The sequence below is a fragment of the Nocardia sp. NPDC005366 genome (assembly GCF_040606855.1).
GTDB lineage: Bacteria > Actinomycetota > Actinomycetes > Mycobacteriales > Mycobacteriaceae > Nocardia.
This window is the reverse complement of the sequence record NZ_JBEXFQ010000001.1, coordinates 472317-492340: the sequence shown is the minus strand read 5'-3', so window position 1 is coordinate 492340 and position 20024 is coordinate 472317. Positions and strand designations below refer to the sequence as shown.

Sequence of the window (20024 nt, the reverse complement as noted above, 5' to 3'; positions counted from 1 at the left end):
GACAGAAATGGACACCTGATGACGCACAACCAGCCCGAAGGCCGACTGGCCGATTTGGCGTCGACGACGCGCTCGTTCATCGACGACGAGGTCATCCCGCTCGAATCCGTCCTGGCCGTCGAGGGCGATACCGCACGGGCGGAGTTGGCACGGCTGCGTTCGCGAGCCAAGGAACTCGGCATCTGGGCCCTCGGCCACCCGGCGGAGCTGGGCGGCGGCGGCCTGCCATTCCTCGATTTCGTCTACCTCAACGAGATCATCGGCCGTTCCGAATTCGGGCAGCTGGCCGTGGGCTCGGTATCCATGCAGGACACGCTCATGCTGCACCGGCACGGCACCGACGAGCAACGCGCCAGGTGGATCCCGCCGCTGGTGGCCGGAGAGATCCTGCCCTCGGTGGGTCTGACCGAACCGGAGGTCGCGGGCTCCGATCCCACCCTGATCGAAACCCGCGCCGAACTCGACGGCGATCACTGGATCATCAACGGGCACAAATGGTTCACCACGGGCGCGGCGCAGGCTGCCTTCTGCACCGTCTTCGCCCGCACCGAACCCGATACCGCGCCGCGCCACGCGCGCATCAGCGCGATCATCGTGCCGACCGACACCCCCGGATTCGACATCGTGCGTTCCATCCCGACGATGGGCCACGACCCCAGCGATCACTACGAAATCCGGCTGACCGATATTCGCGTGCCCGCCGACGCCCTGCTCGGCGAACGCGGTCACGGCTTCGCGGTAGCGCAGGACCGCCTCGGCGCGGGCCGGATCTTCCACGGCATGCGCTGGCTCGGCCAGGCACAACGCGCCTACGAACTCATGTGCGCCCGCGCCAACACCCGCTTCGCCCACGGGTCGCTGCTGGCGGACAAGGGCGAGATCCATCGCTATATCGCCGAATCCGCGGCCCAGATCCACGCCGCTCGCCTGATGACCCTCGATGCCGCGCGCGCGATGGACGCGGGCGAGGACTATCGGGTGCGCGTCGGACTGGTGAAGTTCTGGTGCGCGCGCATGCTGCACGATGTCGTCGACCGGGCCATCCAGGTGCACGGCGCACTCGGCCTGACCTCCGATACGCCGCTGGAGCGCATGTATCGGCAGGCTCGCTACGCGCGCGTCTACGACGGCCCCGACGAGGTCCACCGCATGTCGACCGCACGGCGACTGCTGCGCGACCCCGAGGCCGCGCCGTGGCTGTGACAACGCTGACCGATGGCGTCCGCGCGATCCTGAGTGAGGCCGTCGGCGCCGAACTCTCCCCCGCCGCGATACATCGGTTCACCGGAGGCGCGAGCCGCGAGGTGTACGCGGTGCGAGCCACCGACCCCAGCGGCCGGGAGGTGACGGCCGTCCTGCGCCGAGACCCACCCGGACACGGCGACACCGCCCGCATGCGCGCCGAGGTGGCCTGCCTGCGGGCCGCCGCGGGTGCGGGAGTTCCTGTCCCCGAAGTCCTGGCCTGCGGTGATACCGCGCCGGGGATCGACGCCCCGTATCTGCTGATGAACATGATCGGCGGTGAGTCGATACCCCGTAAACTGCAACGGAATCCGGAGTTCGACACCGTGCGAGCGCATATCGCCGAGGACTTCGGGTACGTGCTCGGACTGATCCATCGCACCCCCATCGATACGCTCACCGCGCTCGACGACGGCGATCCCCTCGACGCCATCGAGCGCCTCTATCTCGCGTTCGACGAACCGCGCCCCGCCGTGGAGATGGGTCTGCGGTGGCTGCGCGAACACCGCCCGCCCCCACGTCCGAACTCCCTGGTGCACGGTGACTTCCGGCTCGGCAACCTACTGATCGATCCCACCGGCATCCAGGGCGTACTCGACTGGGAACTCGCGCATCTCGGCAATCCGATCGAGGATCTCGGATGGCTGTGCGTGCGCGCGTGGCGCTTCGGGGCCGCCGCGCCCGTCGGGGGTCTCGGCACCCGCGAACAGCTTCTCGACGGATACCAGCGTGCCACCGGGGAGCGGCCGTCCACCGCTGAATTGCATTGGTGGGAGGTGTTCGGGACGCTGAAATGGTTGGTGCTGAGCAGATTCCAAGCCGAACGGCATTTCGGCGGGGCCGAGCGGTCACTCGAGTTGGCCGCCATCGGACGGCGGGTCTGCGAATCCGAGTTCGACCTTCTGACGGCGCTCGATCTGCTCGATTCGACCGTGTCCGCGGCACCGTCGGTGCCCGCGGCGGGCACCGTCCACGACCGCCCGAGCGTCACCGATATCCTCGATCTCGTCGCCGCGACGCTGGTCGAGGATATCGGCCCCGCGCTGACCGAGGACGCCGAGCGGCAACGCTATCTCCTGCGGATCTGCGTGTCGTTGCTGAAGATCGGCGGTCGTGAACTGCGGTCGGACGCGGGCCGGATCGCTGAGCTGCTGGACGCGGTGGATTGTTCGTCGGAGGCGGAACTCGCCGAGCGGGTGCGTTCGGGGGCGCTGTCGTATACCGATGATGGTGTGCGCAGGGTGGTGACAGCCGCGGTGCTGTCGCGGCTACTGGTGTCGAATCCGAAGCATCTCGCCTGAACGCTGGATTGTCGAGAAGTACGCCCGCGTGGATTTCGACTTGGGGGCTGATGGCGGCAAGGGCAGTGGCCAGCCCTTCATTCCGACCTACCGCGACAGCGGGGTCTCGATTCAGAGACAGACAAGCTTGCAGGCGAGCAACCTGTCACCGTCGATGTACTGGTCCATCTCCTCGACCGTCAGCCGCGTCGCCAGCTTCTCCTGCGTCCGGACGATCTCCTCGCCGTCCTCGAAGGTGATCTCGGCAAAGCCGTGGTCGTTGTAGTACTCGATGTAGGTGTAGGTGCCGCGCTCGATGCCCTCGTAGGTGTAGACGACCGCATAACTGCCGATGGCCGGGTCGAGGGTGTAGTCGGTGCCGTCGATCTCGACGATGGTCCGGAGGGTATTGGTCAGATTCATGGGACTCCGTGCAGCTGGCGTTCGTCGAGGTCGACTCATTCGATCCCAGGGTTGAATCGTTGTCAACGTTAGGTTGACAACACTTGAACCGGCGGAGTGATGGGCCAGTCCTGTCAGCCGTCCATCTGGCGGCACCGAGGAATCCGGACTTCACCCGGGAAGTGGACACAGTGCATCGCAAGAACCGCCGCGACGGCACGACTTCTGGATGAGAGCGTCGGGTACAGGACGGCGCACGAGCGGACGCCTGTTTGCAGTGGAGTGGCTGCAGCCATGCCGGATCTCTCGGGCTTGGGGCCTGAATCGCTATACCCGTACCGCTGCGCCGGCGGGCTCACTGGGGCGGGGACGGAGGTCGGCGAGCAGGGCGCAGGCTAGGCTGGCGGACCGATGCTTTTACTGGTCGTTGGGGAGGGGCACATGTCGTTCGAGGTCAGCCCGGACAGTCTGCGAGCAGCCGCTGGCACGTTGGCCGCGCTTCCCAACCGGATCGATGAAGCTCCGTTCCCAAGTGCTGCTCCGATGGCCGACAAGCTGAAAGGCTCGACGGTTGGCGCGGCGCTAGGGAAGTCGGATCCGTTGAGTCTCCGCTGATGGGTGACCGCGCCGAATCAGGCCGTAGTGGTGCACTGTCCGACTCGGCCTTCTGGCAGGCGGCCACGGTGTCGGTGCCACTCGCTGTCACCGCAGCTGTCTTGGTCTTTTCGCTCATCGCTAGTGCGGTCGATGGGCTCTTCCCATCGCTGGATCTGTCGCGTCATTGGATCTACGCTGCCGTAGTCACTCTCACCGCAATGGCCGCCGCGTTCCTTGCCCGGCCGGGAACTGCCAGGACCTTGGGTGCGGCTGCCGGTGTCTCGACTGCCGGCGCGCTTGTCGTATTCGTCTGGTTGGCAACGGTATGAGCGGGTTACCGTCGAAATACGTGCGACAGGACTGGTTCGGGCCCGAGTCGTTCGTCGCTGCGGTAGCAGGCATGGCGTGTATCTCATTGCCCTACATCGGTGCGGTTCCCCGAGACGCCGCCTGGCTCATCGCTGCGCCGCCAATCGCTGGAGCGCTGCTGATCGCCCTCAGCGCGGTAGGGCCTCCGATCAGCGACAGTCTGCGGCGCACCGGTGTCGGGATGGTTGTCGCCTTCGCCGGATTCCTGCTCGCTATCCCAGGACTGCTCGTCGGACTCGCGCTCGGCGCGACCTTCACGTAGCGCTGAACCGGCAACGGGCGCGGGGATCAGCGGGGCGGCGGTGTCGCGTTCTGCTGGGCTTCCTGTCGTGCGATTCGTTCCTCGTGAATTCTGACAAGTTCGCGGAATCCGATTTTGTCCCACTTCGGTTTCGGCTGGATACCCCAGTCGTCCTTGGCGGTCTTCTGCCCGGCCGCCTCCGGGGGACCACCGAAAGGCGCGCCGCTCAACGGGTACGGCTGTTGGCATTCGACAGTGTCATCGGAGTAGCGGACTTTCATCAGTTCACTACAGATCTCGGTGAACGACAGCGTCGGCCAGCCGTACCACAGCGCCAGAGCGGGCACGGTGAACGCGCCTTCGATGACCAGGGCGAACAGGCAGACGAAAATGCCTCGTCTGAGCCACTTGTGCATCCCGGCGTAGGCAGGCGTGGTGCCGAGCGGCAGCTCGTTGTCGTCCGAATTCTTCTCTGCCGGTGCTGAATTGCTCATTGTGTCGATCCTCGGTCCGTGTGTTCGGAGTCAGTCGGAAAAGATTTCGCGGTTCACCGTGTGCAGATACGGAATCGCGAGGAACGGCGTGATGTAGAAGATGTCGTACAACCACCAGCCGATGACCGGCAGGACCACACCGTCGTAGCGCACATCGGCGTACATGGTCATGTTGAACGTGTAACCGATCCAGATGACGAGGCCGAACCAGCAGGTCACGATCATCCATTGATGCCCCCACCGTTTCATCTGGAGGAAGGCGATGGCCGCGGCGATACGCATCGGGAAGACGGTGAGCATCAGCGCGACCTCCCACCCCTTCTCACCGGGCGCGCCCGCACCACCGATCCACAATTCGTTGTAATGCCAGAAATAACCGGCGTCGAAGAAATTGCCCCAGGCGGTGATGATCACCCGGTTGATCAGCGTGTGGTTGGCGATCAGATCCAACGCCCAGCCGAGGCTGTTCAGCGCCGCGTCGAGAATGACCAGGTACCCGATCAGCGTGACAATGATCGGACGCACCGACAGCCCCGACTCCTGGGCTTTGCGTTGCAGCCACACCCCGCGCAGGAAGATCGGCAGGCCGACGATACCGAGTACCAACGTGCCCATCATCAATGTGCCGATGGTGAGCCACCAGTCGGCTTCGCGCTGGGCTCGCCGGCTCTCGTCGTGGTGTTCGTCGTAGCTGTCACGGCTTTTCGCGGTGGCAGCGCCGTCACCGCGGCGCAGCTGGAATGTCGACAGTTTCACGGTGGCTCCTACCAGTCCCGGACCGAGTACATGTGCAACTGGATGAGGAACATCGCCAGTAGAAATCCGTAGGCGAAGATCTGGACGGCGATCAGAGCGCGGCGCCGTCGGCGATCCTGGTCGTTCATGGGCGGTGATCCTTCTTCTAGTGCGCGGGCGACAGGTCCGCAGCGAGAGTGGCCGCCGCTATTTCGCGCAGGCCGTCGTTGATGGCGCCGTCGCTACTCAGCGGCGCCAGAATGCACGCGGTGGCCGCGTCGAGCTCGGTAGCTCCCGCCGCGATCAGATGAGCTGTCGTCACGAGAACGCGGGTCGAGGGCGGCTCGAAGTGGAAGACCTCGTCGGCCTCTCGAATCGTGGTGGCGCAGCGTACGAGCCGTTGCGCGACCGCGAGTGCGACACCCGTCTCCGCGACCACCACGTCGGCCTCGCGATCCGGGTCGAGGTAGTTCATGGCGAGGGTGACGAACCGTTGTCGGAACGACGGCTTGAGGTCTTTGAGCGAGCTGCGGTACGCGGGGTTGTAGGAGCACACGAGCATGAAAGTGTCAGGGGCTATGACGATTTCGTCGGCACGATCCAGATACAGCGCGCGGCGGTGGTCGCTGAGCGAATGCAGGATCGCCAAGGAGTCGTGGCGCGCCTCCACCACTTCGTCGAGATAGCAGATCGCGCCGTTCTTGACCGCTCGGGTCAGCGGCCCGTCGTTCCAGACGACATCCCCGCCGGATACCAGGAACCGCCCGACCAGATCGGAGCTGGTCAAATCGTCGTGACAGCTGATGGTGACGACCGGGCGGCCGAGCAGCCGCCCCATATGCTCGACGAACCTCGTCTTCCCGCATCCGGTCGGGCCGGTGAGCATCACCGGTATTCGTCGCTGAAAAGCCTTCTCGAACAACGCGATATCGTTGCCGCTGGTGTAGTAGCGGTCGGTGGTCATCTCACCCCTTCGTGATGGCCGCTCACGCGACCAGCTCGCGATGGACATGGGCCAGTACGCGAGGTAGTTCTTCGACCCGCCGGATGCGGCGGGAACGGCGGTCGCCGAAAACGGCCGGCAGCGGATCGACGCGGACCGGGCCGACGCCGACGTAGTAGACGGCGACACCGGCCTCGGTGGCCTCCTCCACCGCGTGTGCCGTATCGGCCCAGGCGTAGCGGCCCTCATACCCGTCGTCGGAGATCAGTCCGTCTCCGATCACGATGAGCAGGCGTCGTTCGGACGGCTGAGCGAGCAGTCGACTCGTCAAGTGCCGCAACGGAGCACCCAGGCGTGTGTATCCCCCGGCCGCCAAGCCGAGACTGCCCGGGTCGACGAAATGCCGATCATCGAAATCTCTGAGGCATTTCACCTCGACCCGATGCCGGGTGTTGCCGGTGAAGACGAAGATGCCGTGCCGTTCACGCGCGAGGGTCATGGCTCGGGACAGCGCGTCGGCGCAGGCCAGCTCCAGCTGGAAGATCCGGCCGCCGTGAACGCCCAGTGAGGAACTGCCGTCCAGCAATACGGCGGTCGTGACGTCACGGGAGTCGGGCAGCAGGTCCCGGAAAACGCGCGGCTCGGATGTCGCACCGCTCAGTATGTCGACGTAGTGACTCGTATAGCGATCGATGTCGAGATCCGATCCATCCTCCAGCCCGCTCCTCATCGCGCGATGGGTGCGTTGCTCGAACCAGCGACGCACGTCAGCGGACACCGGAACGAGCGGAACGGCCCGCGTGGGATGCTTGCGCTCGAGCACCGCGACATGGTCGCGCAGGAAACCCTCGGACCACATGTTCCATTCCGGGTACGGGATACCCGCGCGCCGATCAGGCCGGATTTCGATGTCCTCGTTGTCCGGCCTGCTCGGCGGCGGCAGATTGGGATTACGCACCCCTCCCTCGCCTCCGACGGGCACCGACATCGCTCGATACGAATCCGTCCGCGGCGAGGTCCACGGCATCCGGCCATACATTCGCCGCGCCGCCACCGACAGAGCACCGCGCCCCGGCACGGTCAAAGGCAACGACCCCAGCAGTGGATGCGGCGGCAGCTGGCTCTTCGAACGCGCCACATCCATTGCCCGCTCGATCATCTCGATCCCGTCCAGGTCCGGATCGCCGATCTCGAGATACGGAAGCACGCGCCGTAACTCCGGGATCAGTCCGGGCAGACGTTCGCCGATCCAGCCCGCGGCAACCCCTCCCTCGATAATCGACAGACTTCCGAGTTCACGAGGTGAGAGCTCATGCAGCGAATACTGGGCGAGCCGCTCCTTCGACGGCGAACATTGCAGCGCCACACCGCAAGTCACCGTTCTACGGGTCCACTCCGACGACGGCGGAGGATACGGAACCTGCACGATCGAGCGGGTCGCGTTCAAGCCGAAACCTCGACGTCGCCCGGTCATCAACCGGGCGCCGGTGCGGCGGTGATCGGAGAACGCTACGGCGGTCAGCGCGCAACTGCGTTCCATCGCCGACGCGCCGACACGGTCGGAGTCGATCGCCATCACCGCACCACCGCCGCGTCGAATCGGCCGGTGCCGGTCAGAACGTTCCGATATTGCGCATCACCCAATACCAGAATCCGATGACAGCGCCCATGGAACCCCAGGCGAGGACCAAGCGCACGATGTCTTGCCACATGATTCGACCTCCGTTGTAAACGATTCCCCGACTGTGGATTTGCGTCGAAGTTCGGTGACGGCATGGTCATCGGGTCTCCATGCCTCGCAGTGCGAGAGCTATGTAGTTGTCGAGCGTCGCCGAGCGGATGGACTTCGATTCGTTGGTGGTCGTCAGCAGGGCATATAGGCCGAACACGAAGAACACCGCGGTGTGTGGCGATCCGGACTTCTTCTCGGCGCTCCAGTTCGAGGAGCACGTGTTCCATACGGGGGAAATGGAAGTAGAACGTTCCGTGGGCTATGCCTGCGGCCTGGGCGATGGCGTCGGCTTCGACGACGCCGGTTCGGCGGAACTCGGCGACGACGACGTCCAGGCCGCGGCTGCGCGTCTGGAGGCGCTGGGCCTCGCGCCCATAAGGTTTGGTCCGCACCCCGGTCATGGACTCTTTGTAGCGCGCCGTACTGACTCAAGTCAATGGTTTGACTCAGTGACTATAGTCAGCTGAGACCCTGAAACTCGCGCTCTACCTCTGGTTTTGATTAAACGAATTGACTCGAATCATGATCTTGCATCGGGCATCGCTGCGCCGGGCGATCGGGTGACGATCGCCCGATGGCACACCGCCGCCAGCGCACAGAGCCCGCGTGTTCGACCGCGGCGCTAACCGAGACGGTTCGGATTGCGTCGGCATTACCGACTGCGCTCCGCGGCGGCATGATGGCCCGCGACCGCCAGCACTCACCGAAAGAATCGCGACTACCGACAAGATTCCCCGCCGCAAGGTAGATTGCATCTATGTAGATCTCATCTACATAGATTTGAACTACACTAGGAGTGGCAGTGGCATCAGGGTTCGTCGGCCGGAGTGTCGAGCTGGGACTGCTGCGGACGCGCTTGCAGCGTGTCGCGGAGTCCCACAGGGGCGCCGCCGTTGCGATCAGAGGGCGCAGGCAGGTTGGAAAATCGCGGCTGGTCCAGGAGTTCTGCGACGCGGCGAAAGTGCCATACCTGTACTTCACCGCAACCAAGGGCATGCCGGTCTCCGAATCGCTCGCGATGTTTCTGGCGGAGTTGAAGAGATCGGGGCTAGCGCCTGATCCTGAGACCCTCCCCGAGAGCATCGGCGGCGGCTGGACCGACGCATTCCGACTGTTAGCGACCACACTCGGAAACACGCCAACCATCGTCGTGATCGACGAATTACCCTGGCTGGCAGAACAGGACACCGTCTTCGACGGCGCTTTGCAGACGGCGTGGGACAGGTTGCTACAGCAACGCCCGGTCTTGCTGCTGCTCCTGGGCAGCGATATCCACATGATGGAACGGCTCACCGCCTACGATCGCCCGTTCTACGGGCGAGCCGACAACCTCGTCCTCGATCCACTCAACCCCGCCGAGGTCGGTCGCGCACTCGGACTCCCCGCAGCCGAGAGCATCGACGCACATTTGATCACTGGCGGGCTGCCAGGCATCCTGCGTAGCTGGCCGCATGGGCTGCCGCCGCTTCAGTTCGTGCGACGCGAATGCGCCGACCCCGCCGCTCCGCTGTTCGGAGTGCCCGAGTCCACCCTCCTCGCCGAGTTCCCCGCACCCGACCAAGCGCGACGCGTGCTCGAAGCGATCGGCAGCGGGGAACGCACCCACGCCACGATCGCGGCCACGGCAGGAAGCCGCAGCGGCGCATTGCCCTCCGGAACGTTATCGCCCCTTCTGCACCGACTTTCGGCAGACAAGCACATCCTTTCTGTAGACCAGCCACTGTCGGACAAACCGGGGAAACCGGCTCTCTACCGGGTCGCGGACAGCAACCTGCGGCTCTACCTCGCGGCCCTGCGCTCGGTTCAGGACCTGGTTCGGCGGGGGCGACCCGAAGCGGCCTACGAGTTGTTCGCTCGACGCTGGACCACCTGGCGCGGCAAAGCTGTCGAACCCCTCGTGCGAGATGCGCTCGAATTGACCGCGCTCGCGGGTGGACTGCCCTGGAAAGACGTCACCGCGGTCGGCGGCTGGTGGAATCGCGCTTTCAACCCCGAGATAGACCTCATCGGCGCCGACCGATCCCCCGTCGCCAATCGGGTGATCTTCGCCGGATCGATCAAATGGCTCGGCACCCCGTTCGACCGCCACGATCTAGCCGAACTCACCCGCGGGGTAGCCAGCGTTCCAGGCTTTGTCCCGCACGAAACAGCATTGGTCCTAGTGTCCTTGGCCGACGTCGAGCGCACCCTCGCCGACACCGTCGATCTGGTGTGGAACGCCGCTGACGTGCTCTCGGCATGGAGTTGAGGGCACCGGCCCGCTACGACGTTTGCCATGCCTGTGGGTCGGTGCCTGACGTGTGAGTGCGTGCCCCAGATGTGAACTGCGATCCCAGGTGCTCCGCGCATGTCCAGTCCGCTATTGGTACGTTTCAGCCACCAGGAGTTGATGTTGTGGTCTGAAAGGAATCATGCCGACCGAGGGCAAGATCCCGGCACGGGAGATCAAGCGGCGCCAGACTCGCGAGCGTCTGCTCGGCGCCGCGATCAGTGAGTTCAGACGGAAAGGTATGGTCGCCGCCGAGGTCGGGGAGATCGTGTCCGCGGCCGGGGTCGCTCACGGCACATTCTTCTTCCACTTCCCGACCAAAGAGCATGTGCTGATCGAGCTGGAACGGCGCGAAGAAGAGCGTATGGCCGATGAACTCGCTCGATTCTTCAAGAAGTCACCCGATCTGACCGCGGCGCTGACCGAGACGGTCCGGGTTGTGCTTGCGCTCGAGCAGCGTTTGGGCAATCCATTGTTCAAAGATTTTCTGGCGCTGCACTTTTCAACCACGCGGCCGCCTCAGGAAGAGTGGCGGCAGCATCCGGTGATCATCGTGGTCGTCGAGGAGCTCGAACGGGCGCGTGATCGGGGGGAGATCCCGGCGGGGACCGATGTGTTCTACAACGGGGTGTTCTTTTTATTGGGGTTGTATGCGTTGCTGATCACCATTCCCGAAACGGCGTCGGTGCGGGATCCGGTGATCGAGAAGTACGTCGACACGTCTCTACACGGCATGCTGGGACAGAACAGACTCTGACACCAAGGTGGGTGCACGGCGAACTCGACGGCGTGCACCGGGGCGAGGGAGTCGAACTCTCGAATTTGCTTGCACATCAAGATACTTCGCTGTTCCGACTGTGACGCACGCCGCAAGTGGGCGCTTCGATTCCCCGGACGACGTCGATGTCCCCGGATAGTCTGGCTGTCATGTCGGGAGGGGAATCACGTGACATCGGCGGACGATCGGGGCGGGCGCAAGTGGCGCCGGATGACGGTAGTCCGACTTGGTCGTGGGTGAAGTCCGAGACCCTCGCCGCGCTGGACGCTCTGATCGCGCGTCAGGTCGAGTCGGTCAGTTTGAAGGCGGTGTCGAACACTGCTGTCGAACTGCCTGCCAGATCGAGCAAACTGTTGCCGGTGACGACGGTCTCGACGCCCCGGGGTGGTTGGGATGCCCAGACGTTCTTCGTTGTCGATGCGGATGCGGCGGGTGCCTCCAAACCGCCGCGACATCGGGTGCACTTGGCGTACCCGCCGAAGGCTCGACGAGTGGTTGCCGAGATCACGCCCCAGGTGCGACGCGCGTTGGGAACGGCGACGCAGGTGCGCGTGATGTATTCCGACGACACCGAGCTCAATCTGCTGCGTTTACTGCGTTCCTGCATGGACGAGGTGACGCGCGGCCCGTTGGTGCTCGACCTGTGGACACCGGCTCGAGTGCCCGATGTATCAATGGTCGATGGGCTCAATCCCGAGCAAGCACAGGCATTCGCCGCGATGACATCCGGTGGTGGCTGGCTGGTCTGGGGACCACCCGGAACGGGCAAAACCACCGTCATCGTGAAGGCGGTCGCTGACGCTCTCGCAAATGGCCGCTCCGTGCTCATCGCCTCGCACACCCATGTGGCCGTTGACAACGTAGTCAAGGATCTCGCTGAGACCGTCGCCGAACCCGGGCATGTCGTTCGTGTCGGTGATCAGGAGAAGATCGACCCGAAGGTCGCAGGTCACGATTGGTTGATGCTGGACAAGGCCGCGGCAGTGCTGACCGAACGCGAGGAGCGACTCGCAGAGATCATGGAGCGGCAGCGTGCCAACGAATCCGATCCCGCCCGCCAGCGACTCGACTCGGTGATCGACAAGCTCGATCAGACTGATCTCCCCTTGATCGAGAAGGCGTACCACGCGCAGGAACAAGCCGCGCGCGCCGACGAACTGTATCGAAACCTCTCCGAAATCCAGCAGGAGATGCAACGGCGCGAATCCGAGATCAGCCGACTCCGCCGGGATGCCGACGACGAGGAACCCGCGTCCGACCTGCTGCCGTCGTTGATCCGAGGGAACGAACAGATCGCCGAACAGCAGCGGCAACTGGCAGCGACGATCACCTCGATCGATGCCACACTGAAGACGACCCAGGCAGCCTACGATGCGCTGATCCAGATCCTGGTCGAGGTCGAACAAGAGCGCAACACCTGGAGTGGGAGGCTGCCATGGCGCCGGGCGGTCCTGGATGAGCAATACACCGCAACCACCGATGCGTTGCCGAGCGTCCTGGCCAGAGTCGCCAGCCTGGAAGCGGAGCTCGCAAATCGTCGCGACCAGGACAGATCACTTGCCGCTGTCAGGGTGGAGACCAATCGTCGTATCACTGCCGCGGAACGAGCCGCACAGCACGCAGAGGTATTGCGGACTAGAGCCGCCCTCCTCGAAGTGGCCCAGCAGCACGACGCCGCACGCAAACGCCGAGCTGAGACAGACGCTGCTCACGCCCGGGCGGAGGCCGACGCAGTCGACGACTACGAACAGATCATCGCTCGCGCAGAACATGACGGAATCGCCCGCCTCATCGATGAGCGAGAAGAGCTCAACGAAGTGGTCGCGCATCTCAACGAGAAGCTCGGAGATCTCGATCGGGAAAAGCGGCGGCTCGATGACGAATACAAGAACACCAAGCGTGAATTGCTCGAGTCGGCGCCCATCATAGGATGTACGCTCACCGCTCTGACCACCAAGCCTGAGCTGTCCAACCGCAGATTCGACACCGTGATCATCGACGAGGCCGCCTCTGCTTCGATCCCCCATCTGATCCATGCCGGTTCGAAGGCCGACCGCTGTCTGGCCTACGTGGGCGACTTCCTACAGAATTCGCCCATCACCGACACCGACGACGCCAAAACCGATCGCCAGCAGCAACTACTGGCGTGGCAACGTGACGACATCTCTGCGCTGCTCGGTATTCGCGACCGCGCCACTGCCGAAGGCCATCCCCGGTGCGTCGCATTACGCACCCAGTTCCGGTACCCGGAAGTGATCGCGGACATTGTCAACGACTTCTGCTACGACGGACTACTCGAAACCGCTTGGACCGGCACCATCGAAGGTCCGGTCGTCACGTTCATCGATACGTCCACTCACCTCGAGCAAGGTCTACACAGATCGGGAACATCCTGGGTACATCCGCTCGGCCTCCGACTCATGGACGTCATCTACGAATTCCGCGACACCACAGGCACCATCGGTCTGGTCTGCCCCTACAACGCGCACGCCCACAGGGCGAACGCCCGATCCCGTGACAACGGCTACGACATGCCATGCGGGACATCGCATAAGTTCCAGGGCCGCCAATTCGATACCGTCATCGTCGACCTCATGCAGGATGATCAGCCCCGCTGGGTCGCCTGGGCCGATCTTGCCGGCGGCGAGCGTGAGGTGTCAGCCGCCAAACTGCTCAACGTCGCTATCACCCGTGCGAAAAGTCGCCTTTTCATCATCGGCAACTGGAACTTTGTGCGCAGCATGCAAACTCCAGGGATGCAAGCGATCGCACGGCTGCGCCACCGGCCGGACTTCGAACTCGCCGACGCCATGGATGTATGTGGAGAAAGGGCGGAATGAGGCTCACAACTGGCTGATTCAGGTGTCACCGTCGATAACGAATTCCCCCGATCCTCTGGTGATTACCCGTACCCGTCAGGTTGCCTCTATGTGCTTGATCTGTCCAGCCAAGTCGATGACACGACGATCCTGCTCACCGTAGCGAACCGCCATCTGGCTGTGCAGATGCTGGAGCCTATCCAGTGCGGCTCCGACGTCGCCGATATGCACATCACACGCGGCCATTCGGCGCTGACAGTACATAACCTGATCGTCGTATGGCCCACGCTCTGCCGTGAGGTCGTCGACGAGGGTGCGATAGAGGTCGGCGGCACCGGAATAGTCCCCGCTCTCGAACCGGAGATCGGCAAGTTTCACGCGCGCTTCGATCACATCGGCATCACGCGAACCGAACAGGGGGGTAGCGATTTCGACAACCGTCTTCAGTTGGTGGATGGCGGGGTCATAGCGCGATTCGTCGGCGAGATCACGAACACGCTGCATCGCGCGCTGAAGGTCACCCCGGGTGAAATCCTTTGCGTGAGAAGCATCGTTCACGATCTCGACGGGTTCGAGCAGCAGTCGCGGCGGTACCACGACGACAGCATCGCCATGAGTTGAGGCGACCGCGACCGCGTACATACGTGCCGGGCCCTGGAGATCGTCGACTTCCGGCAGCGGGCCGAGGCCGCCCGCGTACCTCATCAGGACCGCATGCACGGTGGCCGCATCATCGGGACGTTGATCGGGAGATTTGGCGAGCATGCTCATGATGAGCGAGGCCATCTCGACGGAAATCTCGGGTAGGGACCTCCGGATGTCGGGCGGCGGCAGGTGGACTTGGTTCTGCCAGATCACATACGGCGAACTGCCGGTCATCACCCGGTCACCGGTGAGCAGTTCGTGCATGACCAGTCCGAGCGCATAGAGGTCGGTCTGCGGTACCACCGCCTTGCCCTCGACTTGTTCCGGCGCCATGAACGCGGGGGTTCCGAGAGTTTGTCCGGTTGTGGTGTACCGGGACATCTCGGTATCGAGCGCTACCGCGAGACCGAAGTCGAGAACCTTCACCGTCCCGTCGGCACACAGCATGAGGTTCGACGGCTTCAGATCACGGTGGTAGATGCGGTGGCGATGGGTCGCCGCCAGCACCGCCGCGGCCTGGGCGCCCAGCGTGGCAACCGCACCGATCGACAGCGGACCGTGGCGGTCGAGGAGTGCGTCGAAGGTGATGCCGTCGACGAATTCCATGACGAGATAGGGACGTTCGGGTGGTCCCGTGGCGATCCCGGCATCGTGGATCGCGGGCATACCTGGATGACTGACCCGCGCCATCAGCTCCGCTTCCCGCAGGAAGCGTTTGATCCAGCCCGGATCTTTTTCGAGGCTGGGGAGCGTGAACTTCACGGCGATCCTGCGCTTCAAATGGTGATCGAAGCCTTCGTAGACCTGCCCCATGCCGCCCGCGCCGATCTCACGGATCAGTTCGTATCGGCCCCCGACAATCTGCGGTTCCACCGCCGCTACCTCCGTGTGCTGAAAAACCGACACGCCGAACTACTCATCACAGGCCGCAGGACGCAGTACCCCCATCGCCAGATCACCGAAGCCCACACGTACGAGACGCTCGACGTTCGAACGCTGACGCTGCCAGGATGATTCGAGTTCACTCAACTGCCGGAAGGCAGCGCCGTATCGACGCTGCTCCGCCAGCGGGATACGAGGTATCGACACCTGATAGAGGTCGATGGGGCCTCCTTCGGCGGCATCGACTGCAGCACGCAGCACGCCAGCAAGGAAATGCGGATCGACGGTCCTGTCGTTCCCACGCACCAGTTGGATGCCTGGCCCCAGTAGGACGCCGTCGTCCGCGCACACCCGGACGGCGGCTTCGGTGCTGATCACTACTGCCACGTCACCGGTGCGCACAGTCACCGAGCCTGGGAGGTCGGCACTGCCCCACCGCGATGGTGCGCGACCGAGGCGCACATCTTTCGCGGACAACATCGGCGTATTGCCGTGACCGGTTCCGACGGTAGGCGGAGCCTCGTGAATACTCACCGCTTCGGCTGCCACCAGATCCTCCAGGGAGACCGTGTCGTGCGGTACCGGATTCGGCATCAGAACGGGCGGCGTCCACGCGGTTTGCTCGAACAGGGCTGCGCACAATGCGGTGTAGTCGCCCAGCACAGACACGTGATGGTCAGCAGTGTCCTGCTTCACCATCGGTTGCCTCCCCACGAGGTCGCTGTGCGCAGCGCTCCTTCGATCCGCATCAACGGTAGCAGTGCCACACCAACCAGCACAGATGGGCGAATCCACCCGTCGTCGGCGGTGATCATGCTCGGTCTCGCACGTCTTCGGCCGGTGCCAACGCACCGGCGGTGAATCCGGTGGTCACCAGGTCCACGACGTGGTCGGCCGCGTCCATGGCCCGGCGAGCGGTGGTACGCAGCAGGAACAGGCGGCGGAACATATCGCCGTAGCGTCGCTGCTCGGCCAGCGACAACACCGGTATCCGCAGTCGGCTCGGATCGAATCGAACGGTGGACGTTCTCGTCGCGGAGGTATTCTCGGCTCCCGTCAGGAAGCCTGCGACGAACCAGGGATCCAGACGGTCGCGGTCCACGCGCAACGCGTGCACATGTGGGCCGAGTATCGCGCCGGCATCCTCCTGGCCCGCGACGCGGGCGCTGCGGCCGCCCGTTCGATCGCTGCGCACCGCCGGAATCAGCACGTCGCCGACTTCGACTTCGACCACGGCCGCGGGCGCCGCGAAGGCCATGGTCCCCGTGGCCGGGCTGCCGGTCGCCACATCGGGCGCCGTGAGCACCCGGCGTCCGTCCTCCGTTCCTGCCGATTCAGTACTCGGTGGATGCGCTCGAATCCATTCCAGCTGGCCGTGGTTCGACAGATCGCCGACAGTGACGAAGCGCCGCGACGTCCCGGTGGACTCCGACCATCCGGTCACCGTCCCTGCGGCGGACGCCAATTCCTCTGCCGCACCCGCCAATCGACGGATCGCATCATCGACCTGGTCCGACACGGCGGCCGAATCCAAGGACGCCCGCACATAACGGGCGGGCGTGAGATCGACCTCATCGTCGAGCAGATCCACCAAGCGAACCGTGGCCGCCACCCCGGATTCGATCGCCTGGTCGGGAGTCGCGGTGTCGAAAGCTCGCCAGGCATGAACGGCGCCTGCCGTGACGGCATCCCAATCGATCCGATCCTCACCCACCGGGTTCGACGACAGCCCCGTCGTGTCGACGAACAACAGCGCATCGGGCACCGCGACACCTGGCTGCGGCTGTCGTAGCAGCCAGATCTGCAGTCCGACATGCCACGGCTGCGCAGCACCGGGCACCAGGCCGATCACGGCACGCAACGCACCGGTACGCACCAGATTGGCGCGTATCTTGCGACCAGAGGCCCGCGTCGCGACGGCGGGCGGTAACAGCAGGACAGCGGAGCCGCCCGGCCGCAGATGCGCAAGCGCGTGCTGCACCCAGGCGAGCTCCGATTCGCTGCGCGGTGGGAGGCCGTAATCCCAGCGGGTGTCGAATGCCAGCTCGCCGGAACCCCAATCACGTTGCCCGTAGGGAGGATTGCAGAGCACAGCATCGACCTGCAGGCCGGGGAACGAGTCAGCGGTGAGACTGTCTCCGCAACGCACAGCGGGCTCGAGCTCGGTTTCCGCCTCCAACAGCAGCCTGGTGCGTTGAGCCTGAACAGAGAGCGTGTCCTGGCCGTACAGCTCGGTAGCCCCAGCTTCCGCCGCCGCCAGCAGTAGCGAACCGCTCCCGCAGGCCGGGTCGAGGACGCTGCGCACCTCCGGTGTCGACGGTGAGTCCAGCAGCGCCACCATCATCTTCGCGACCTGAGGTGGGGTCACGTACACACCGGTCGCCGGGGTGTCTTCCAGAACTCGTTCGGCCAAGACGTCGAGGGCGGCTTGAGTGCCATCGGCCGCAGCTGCCCTCTCCAGCACGCGGGTCGCGTCCTTCGCGAACGAGCTGTGTTCGTCCTCTGGCGTCCAGCCACTCCCGGATCGTCGCAGCGAAGTCATGAATTGCATGACCGCATCCGATGTCGCATTCGAGCGCACCAGCGTCCGCAACTCGGCGGTAGGCGACTCCTCCACTTCGACCCCGTGCTCGGCCAGCCACTGCTGTATCTGGTGCAGGTCGAAAAGCGGGCGGGCCTCACTGCCGCCGATCGTCTTCGGGAAGTCGGCGTGTCGCCGCCGCCAGTTGCTCACCGTGGCACGGGTGACCCCGGCAAGCCGCGAGACCTCCGCGGCACTCACCGTTGCTGCGGGATTCGACATACCCCTCCTCTCGTGTGCTCCTCACCCTCGTTTATGTGTGAGCAAAAATCAATCACCAGGAACAGATTGACAATGCTTTCATGTCTATCTAACGTTTTGCATCACGCCCTTGCAGGTCAGCTTGAACCAATGGTTAAAAAGGGACATGTTTCGACCGAGTCGCCGACGACATGACCCTCGCCGCACACAGTCCGTCTCCGCACCGAATCCGCGTGCGACAACGGCCCCACCACCAGCGAGCAATCACCCACGAACACAGGACCCCGCCATGACGACAGAGCCCGAAAGACCGATCGACATATGGTCATCCGCGGAGCCACCAGCGGCACCTGGACCGAGTGCTCCTATAGGGCGTGAGCCCAGCTCCGACCATGTGCACCCCGGCGCGCAGCACTACCCGCCTCCTGCCGGTCCGGCCCATGCGCCGCACAATCAGCCGATCCAGGCGATGCCCAGCTCAGCGGTTCCGCACCCCCCTGTACGGCCGTATGTCCACCAAGGCTTCCAGGCCCCTTCATACGGGTACGTGCCACACCGGGCGCAGCCGCCGATGGTCAACCTCGTGCAGCACAACATGAACCCCGGTCTCGGTCCTGTCGTCATCAGGCCCGCGTTCCCGCACGGGCTGCACTTGGTGCTCACGATCTTCACCTGCGGAATGTGGGCGCCGATCTGGTTGATCCACTACCTCGTCGCGGGCAATCGCTGAACCAGTTCACCCCGAAGTCCTGCCACTGAGCACAGCGGCTCCCGACTCGGTCTCGCCACCTATCCATCACCGCACCGCCAGGAAGATCCATGCGCACAACTCGTACTGTCTCGACCCTGCTCGCTCTCGGTGCCACCGCGGTCCTCACCGCTGCGGCGCCGGTCGCGCTCGCCGCACCTGATTCCGGCTCAGCCGGAGGTTCGTCCAGTAGCGGGTGCGGCCCACGCACCAATAGCGACCGACGGTTCCTGCGCGAGTCCTACCAAACCGACGAGAGCTGCGGCGTCCAGGACTCCGCGATCGAACTCGCCCAGGCCGAATGCCGATGGCTCGACGTCTACGGCAACTCGATACACAACCAGATCGTCCTCGCCGAGAAGACCCGGGGCTCTGTCGACTATCCGTACCTCTTTCTCGACGCCGCGATCAATGCCTACTGCCCGCGGCACCGACTCTGATCTCCGTCAACGAACCACCAACGAAGGAGCGAGAAATTATGCCCCACAAGCTCATCACCGTCCTGGCCTGCACTGCGGTGACCGCCCTCACCGCCACCGGCATCGCCCATGCCGACCCAGCCGCGCGACTCCGCGAGGGAATGCAGGTCGTCGGCCAGGATGTCCAGCCCGGCACGTACTCCACCGCCGGCCCGCGCGCCGAAGACTACGGCGCCTGTTTCATCGAATGGCTTCCGTACAAGGGAGCCAAGTCATCCGAATTGATCGACATCCAGTCTTATACGGGTGCTTCGTATGTGCGACTCGGTGCCGGTGACGTCATCAATGTCACCGGCTGCAAGTGGACCCTCGAGTAGCCTCCACGGGCGAACGGGACGCAACACGACAGGGCGTCCCACGCCCGCCGCAGTCCGGGACAGAGCAGCGCGGAAACGGAATCGGGCATCCCACCGATCCATCAGAGGTGCACGCTCACCTATCCGCTCGGCTTCCCCTGTTCCGGCAAAGTCGCCCATCCGCCGCACTATTGTTTCCGCACGCTACTGTTTTTCCAGCGGATGGTGCCTGATCGGCTGAGCAGCGCCTGATCTGCGGGCGTCACGGCAACAACGGGGCATCGGGCGGTC

General features: G+C 64.3%; 17 protein-coding genes and 1 pseudogene. 9 read left to right on the top strand and 9 right to left on the bottom strand.

Features of this window, described 5'->3' with window-relative positions; translation table 11 throughout:
* Nucleotides 1–18 precede the first annotated feature (18 nt).
* Nucleotides 19–1203, top strand: coding sequence for an acyl-CoA dehydrogenase family protein (locus ABZS43_RS02115; RefSeq protein ID WP_355033932.1), 1185 nt, complete (start codon nucleotides 19–21; stop codon nucleotides 1201–1203).
* Complete coding sequence (locus ABZS43_RS02110; RefSeq protein ID WP_355033931.1) at nucleotides 1194–2543, top strand: phosphotransferase; 1350 nt, start codon at nucleotides 1194–1196, stop codon at nucleotides 2541–2543. The genes ABZS43_RS02115 and ABZS43_RS02110 overlap by 10 nt, the downstream gene beginning before the upstream one ends.
* A 111-nt stretch (nucleotides 2544–2654) precedes the next feature.
* On the opposite strand, the gene ABZS43_RS02105 is transcribed toward ABZS43_RS02110, so the two are convergent.
* A complete protein-coding gene (locus ABZS43_RS02105) occupies nucleotides 2655–2945 on the bottom strand; it encodes a hypothetical protein (protein WP_355033930.1) in 291 nt (96 codons plus the stop codon).
* Nucleotides 2946–3846: 901 nt separating this feature from the next.
* On the opposite strand from ABZS43_RS02105, the gene ABZS43_RS02100 reads away from it, so the two are divergent.
* Entirely contained in the window at nucleotides 3847–4152 is a 306-nt protein-coding gene (locus ABZS43_RS02100; RefSeq protein WP_355033929.1) for a hypothetical protein, read from the top strand.
* 26 nt (nucleotides 4153–4178) lie between these two features.
* On the opposite strand, the gene ABZS43_RS02095 is transcribed toward ABZS43_RS02100, so the two are convergent.
* The 5 genes and pseudogenes from ABZS43_RS02095 to ABZS43_RS02075 form a co-directional block, all read right to left on the bottom strand.
* Nucleotides 4179–4625 carry a hypothetical protein gene (locus tag ABZS43_RS02095; RefSeq protein ID WP_355033928.1) on the bottom strand — a complete coding sequence of 149 codons (447 nt, stop codon included), beginning with the start codon at nucleotides 4623–4625 and terminating at the stop codon, nucleotides 4179–4181.
* 30 nt (nucleotides 4626–4655) lie between these two features.
* Nucleotides 4656–5381 carry a hypothetical protein gene (locus tag ABZS43_RS02090; RefSeq protein ID WP_355033927.1) on the bottom strand — a complete coding sequence of 242 codons (726 nt, stop codon included), beginning with the start codon at nucleotides 5379–5381 and terminating at the stop codon, nucleotides 4656–4658.
* Nucleotides 5382–5526: 145 nt separating this feature from the next.
* On the bottom strand, nucleotides 5527–6324 hold the full coding sequence (locus ABZS43_RS02085; protein ID WP_355033926.1) for a CbbQ/NirQ/NorQ/GpvN family protein: 798 nt from the start codon (nucleotides 6322–6324) through the stop codon (nucleotides 5527–5529).
* Between the two features lie 22 nt (nucleotides 6325–6346).
* The gene (locus tag ABZS43_RS02080) at nucleotides 6347–7879 is read right to left on the bottom strand and encodes a MorD protein (protein ID WP_355033925.1); all 1533 of its coding nucleotides are present in this window, start codon (nucleotides 7877–7879) and stop codon (nucleotides 6347–6349) included.
* A 332-nt stretch (nucleotides 7880–8211) separates the two neighbouring features.
* Nucleotides 8212–8436, bottom strand: a pseudogene (locus ABZS43_RS02075) (TetR family transcriptional regulator); the annotation flags it as partial.
* A gap of 401 nt (nucleotides 8437–8837) precedes the next feature.
* On the opposite strand from ABZS43_RS02075, the gene ABZS43_RS02070 reads away from it, so the two are divergent.
* The 3 genes from ABZS43_RS02070 to ABZS43_RS02060 all read left to right on the top strand — a co-directional run bounded on the left by ABZS43_RS02070 (nucleotide 8838) and on the right by ABZS43_RS02060 (nucleotide 13922).
* On the top strand, nucleotides 8838–10283 hold the full coding sequence (locus tag ABZS43_RS02070; protein WP_355033924.1) for an ATP-binding protein: 1446 nt from the start codon (nucleotides 8838–8840) through the stop codon (nucleotides 10281–10283).
* A gap of 163 nt (nucleotides 10284–10446) precedes the next feature.
* On the top strand, nucleotides 10447–11061 hold the full coding sequence (locus ABZS43_RS02065; protein WP_355033923.1) for a TetR/AcrR family transcriptional regulator: 615 nt from the start codon (nucleotides 10447–10449) through the stop codon (nucleotides 11059–11061).
* Between the two features lie 257 nt (nucleotides 11062–11318).
* Nucleotides 11319–13922, top strand: a complete 2604-nt coding sequence (locus tag ABZS43_RS02060; RefSeq protein WP_355033922.1) for an AAA domain-containing protein — start codon at nucleotides 11319–11321, stop codon at nucleotides 13920–13922.
* Between the two features lie 75 nt (nucleotides 13923–13997).
* Here ABZS43_RS02060 and ABZS43_RS02055 read toward each other — a convergent pair whose 3' ends face one another.
* The 3 genes from ABZS43_RS02055 to ABZS43_RS02045 form a co-directional block, all read right to left on the bottom strand.
* Nucleotides 13998–15419, bottom strand: coding sequence for a serine/threonine-protein kinase (locus tag ABZS43_RS02055; protein WP_355033921.1), 1422 nt, complete (start codon nucleotides 15417–15419; stop codon nucleotides 13998–14000).
* A 39-nt stretch (nucleotides 15420–15458) separates the two neighbouring features.
* The gene (locus ABZS43_RS02050) at nucleotides 15459–16127 is read right to left on the bottom strand and encodes a hypothetical protein (RefSeq protein WP_355033920.1); all 669 of its coding nucleotides are present in this window, start codon (nucleotides 16125–16127) and stop codon (nucleotides 15459–15461) included.
* 112 nt (nucleotides 16128–16239) lie between these two features.
* Nucleotides 16240–18231 (bottom strand): N-6 DNA methylase, encoded by a 1992-nt coding sequence (locus tag ABZS43_RS02045; protein WP_355033919.1) that lies wholly within the window; start codon nucleotides 18229–18231, stop codon nucleotides 16240–16242.
* Nucleotides 18232–18781: 550 nt separating this feature from the next.
* Here ABZS43_RS02045 and ABZS43_RS02040 point away from each other — a divergent pair.
* The 3 genes from ABZS43_RS02040 to ABZS43_RS02030 all read left to right on the top strand — a co-directional run bounded on the left by ABZS43_RS02040 (nucleotide 18782) and on the right by ABZS43_RS02030 (nucleotide 19754).
* Nucleotides 18782–18940 (top strand): hypothetical protein, encoded by a 159-nt coding sequence (locus tag ABZS43_RS02040; RefSeq protein ID WP_355033918.1) that lies wholly within the window; start codon nucleotides 18782–18784, stop codon nucleotides 18938–18940.
* Nucleotides 18941–19029: 89 nt separating this feature from the next.
* The gene (locus ABZS43_RS02035; protein WP_355033917.1) at nucleotides 19030–19398 is read left to right on the top strand and encodes a DUF732 domain-containing protein; all 369 of its coding nucleotides are present in this window, start codon (nucleotides 19030–19032) and stop codon (nucleotides 19396–19398) included.
* A gap of 38 nt (nucleotides 19399–19436) precedes the next feature.
* Nucleotides 19437–19754, top strand: coding sequence for a hypothetical protein (locus ABZS43_RS02030; protein ID WP_355033916.1), 318 nt, complete (start codon nucleotides 19437–19439; stop codon nucleotides 19752–19754).
* Nucleotides 19755–20024: the final 270 nt, after the last annotated feature.

Excerpts from the sequence above, each read along its gene's own strand:
- ABZS43_RS02115 (WP_355033932.1), top strand. The coding sequence starts at position 19 with ATGACGCACAACCAGCCCGAAGGCCGACTGGCCGATTTGGCGTCGACG.
- ABZS43_RS02105 (WP_355033930.1), bottom strand. The coding sequence starts at position 2,945 with ATGAATCTGACCAATACCCTCCGGACCATCGTCGAGATCGACGGCACC.
- ABZS43_RS02100 (WP_355033929.1), top strand. The coding sequence starts at position 3,847 with ATGAGCGGGTTACCGTCGAAATACGTGCGACAGGACTGGTTCGGGCCC.
- ABZS43_RS02095 (WP_355033928.1), bottom strand. The coding sequence starts at position 4,625 with ATGAGCAATTCAGCACCGGCAGAGAAGAATTCGGACGACAACGAGCTG.
- ABZS43_RS02085 (WP_355033926.1), bottom strand. The coding sequence starts at position 6,324 with ATGACCACCGACCGCTACTACACCAGCGGCAACGATATCGCGTTGTTC.
- ABZS43_RS02080 (WP_355033925.1), bottom strand. The coding sequence starts at position 7,879 with ATGGCGATCGACTCCGACCGTGTCGGCGCGTCGGCGATGGAACGCAGT.
- ABZS43_RS02065 (WP_355033923.1), top strand. The coding sequence starts at position 10,447 with ATGCCGACCGAGGGCAAGATCCCGGCACGGGAGATCAAGCGGCGCCAG.
- ABZS43_RS02050 (WP_355033920.1), bottom strand. The coding sequence starts at position 16,127 with ATGGTGAAGCAGGACACTGCTGACCATCACGTGTCTGTGCTGGGCGAC.
- ABZS43_RS02045 (WP_355033919.1), bottom strand. The coding sequence starts at position 18,231 with ATGTCGAATCCCGCAGCAACGGTGAGTGCCGCGGAGGTCTCGCGGCTT.
- ABZS43_RS02040 (WP_355033918.1), top strand. The coding sequence starts at position 18,782 with ATGGTCAACCTCGTGCAGCACAACATGAACCCCGGTCTCGGTCCTGTC.
- ABZS43_RS02035 (WP_355033917.1), top strand. The coding sequence starts at position 19,030 with ATGCGCACAACTCGTACTGTCTCGACCCTGCTCGCTCTCGGTGCCACC.
- ABZS43_RS02030 (WP_355033916.1), top strand. The coding sequence starts at position 19,437 with ATGCCCCACAAGCTCATCACCGTCCTGGCCTGCACTGCGGTGACCGCC.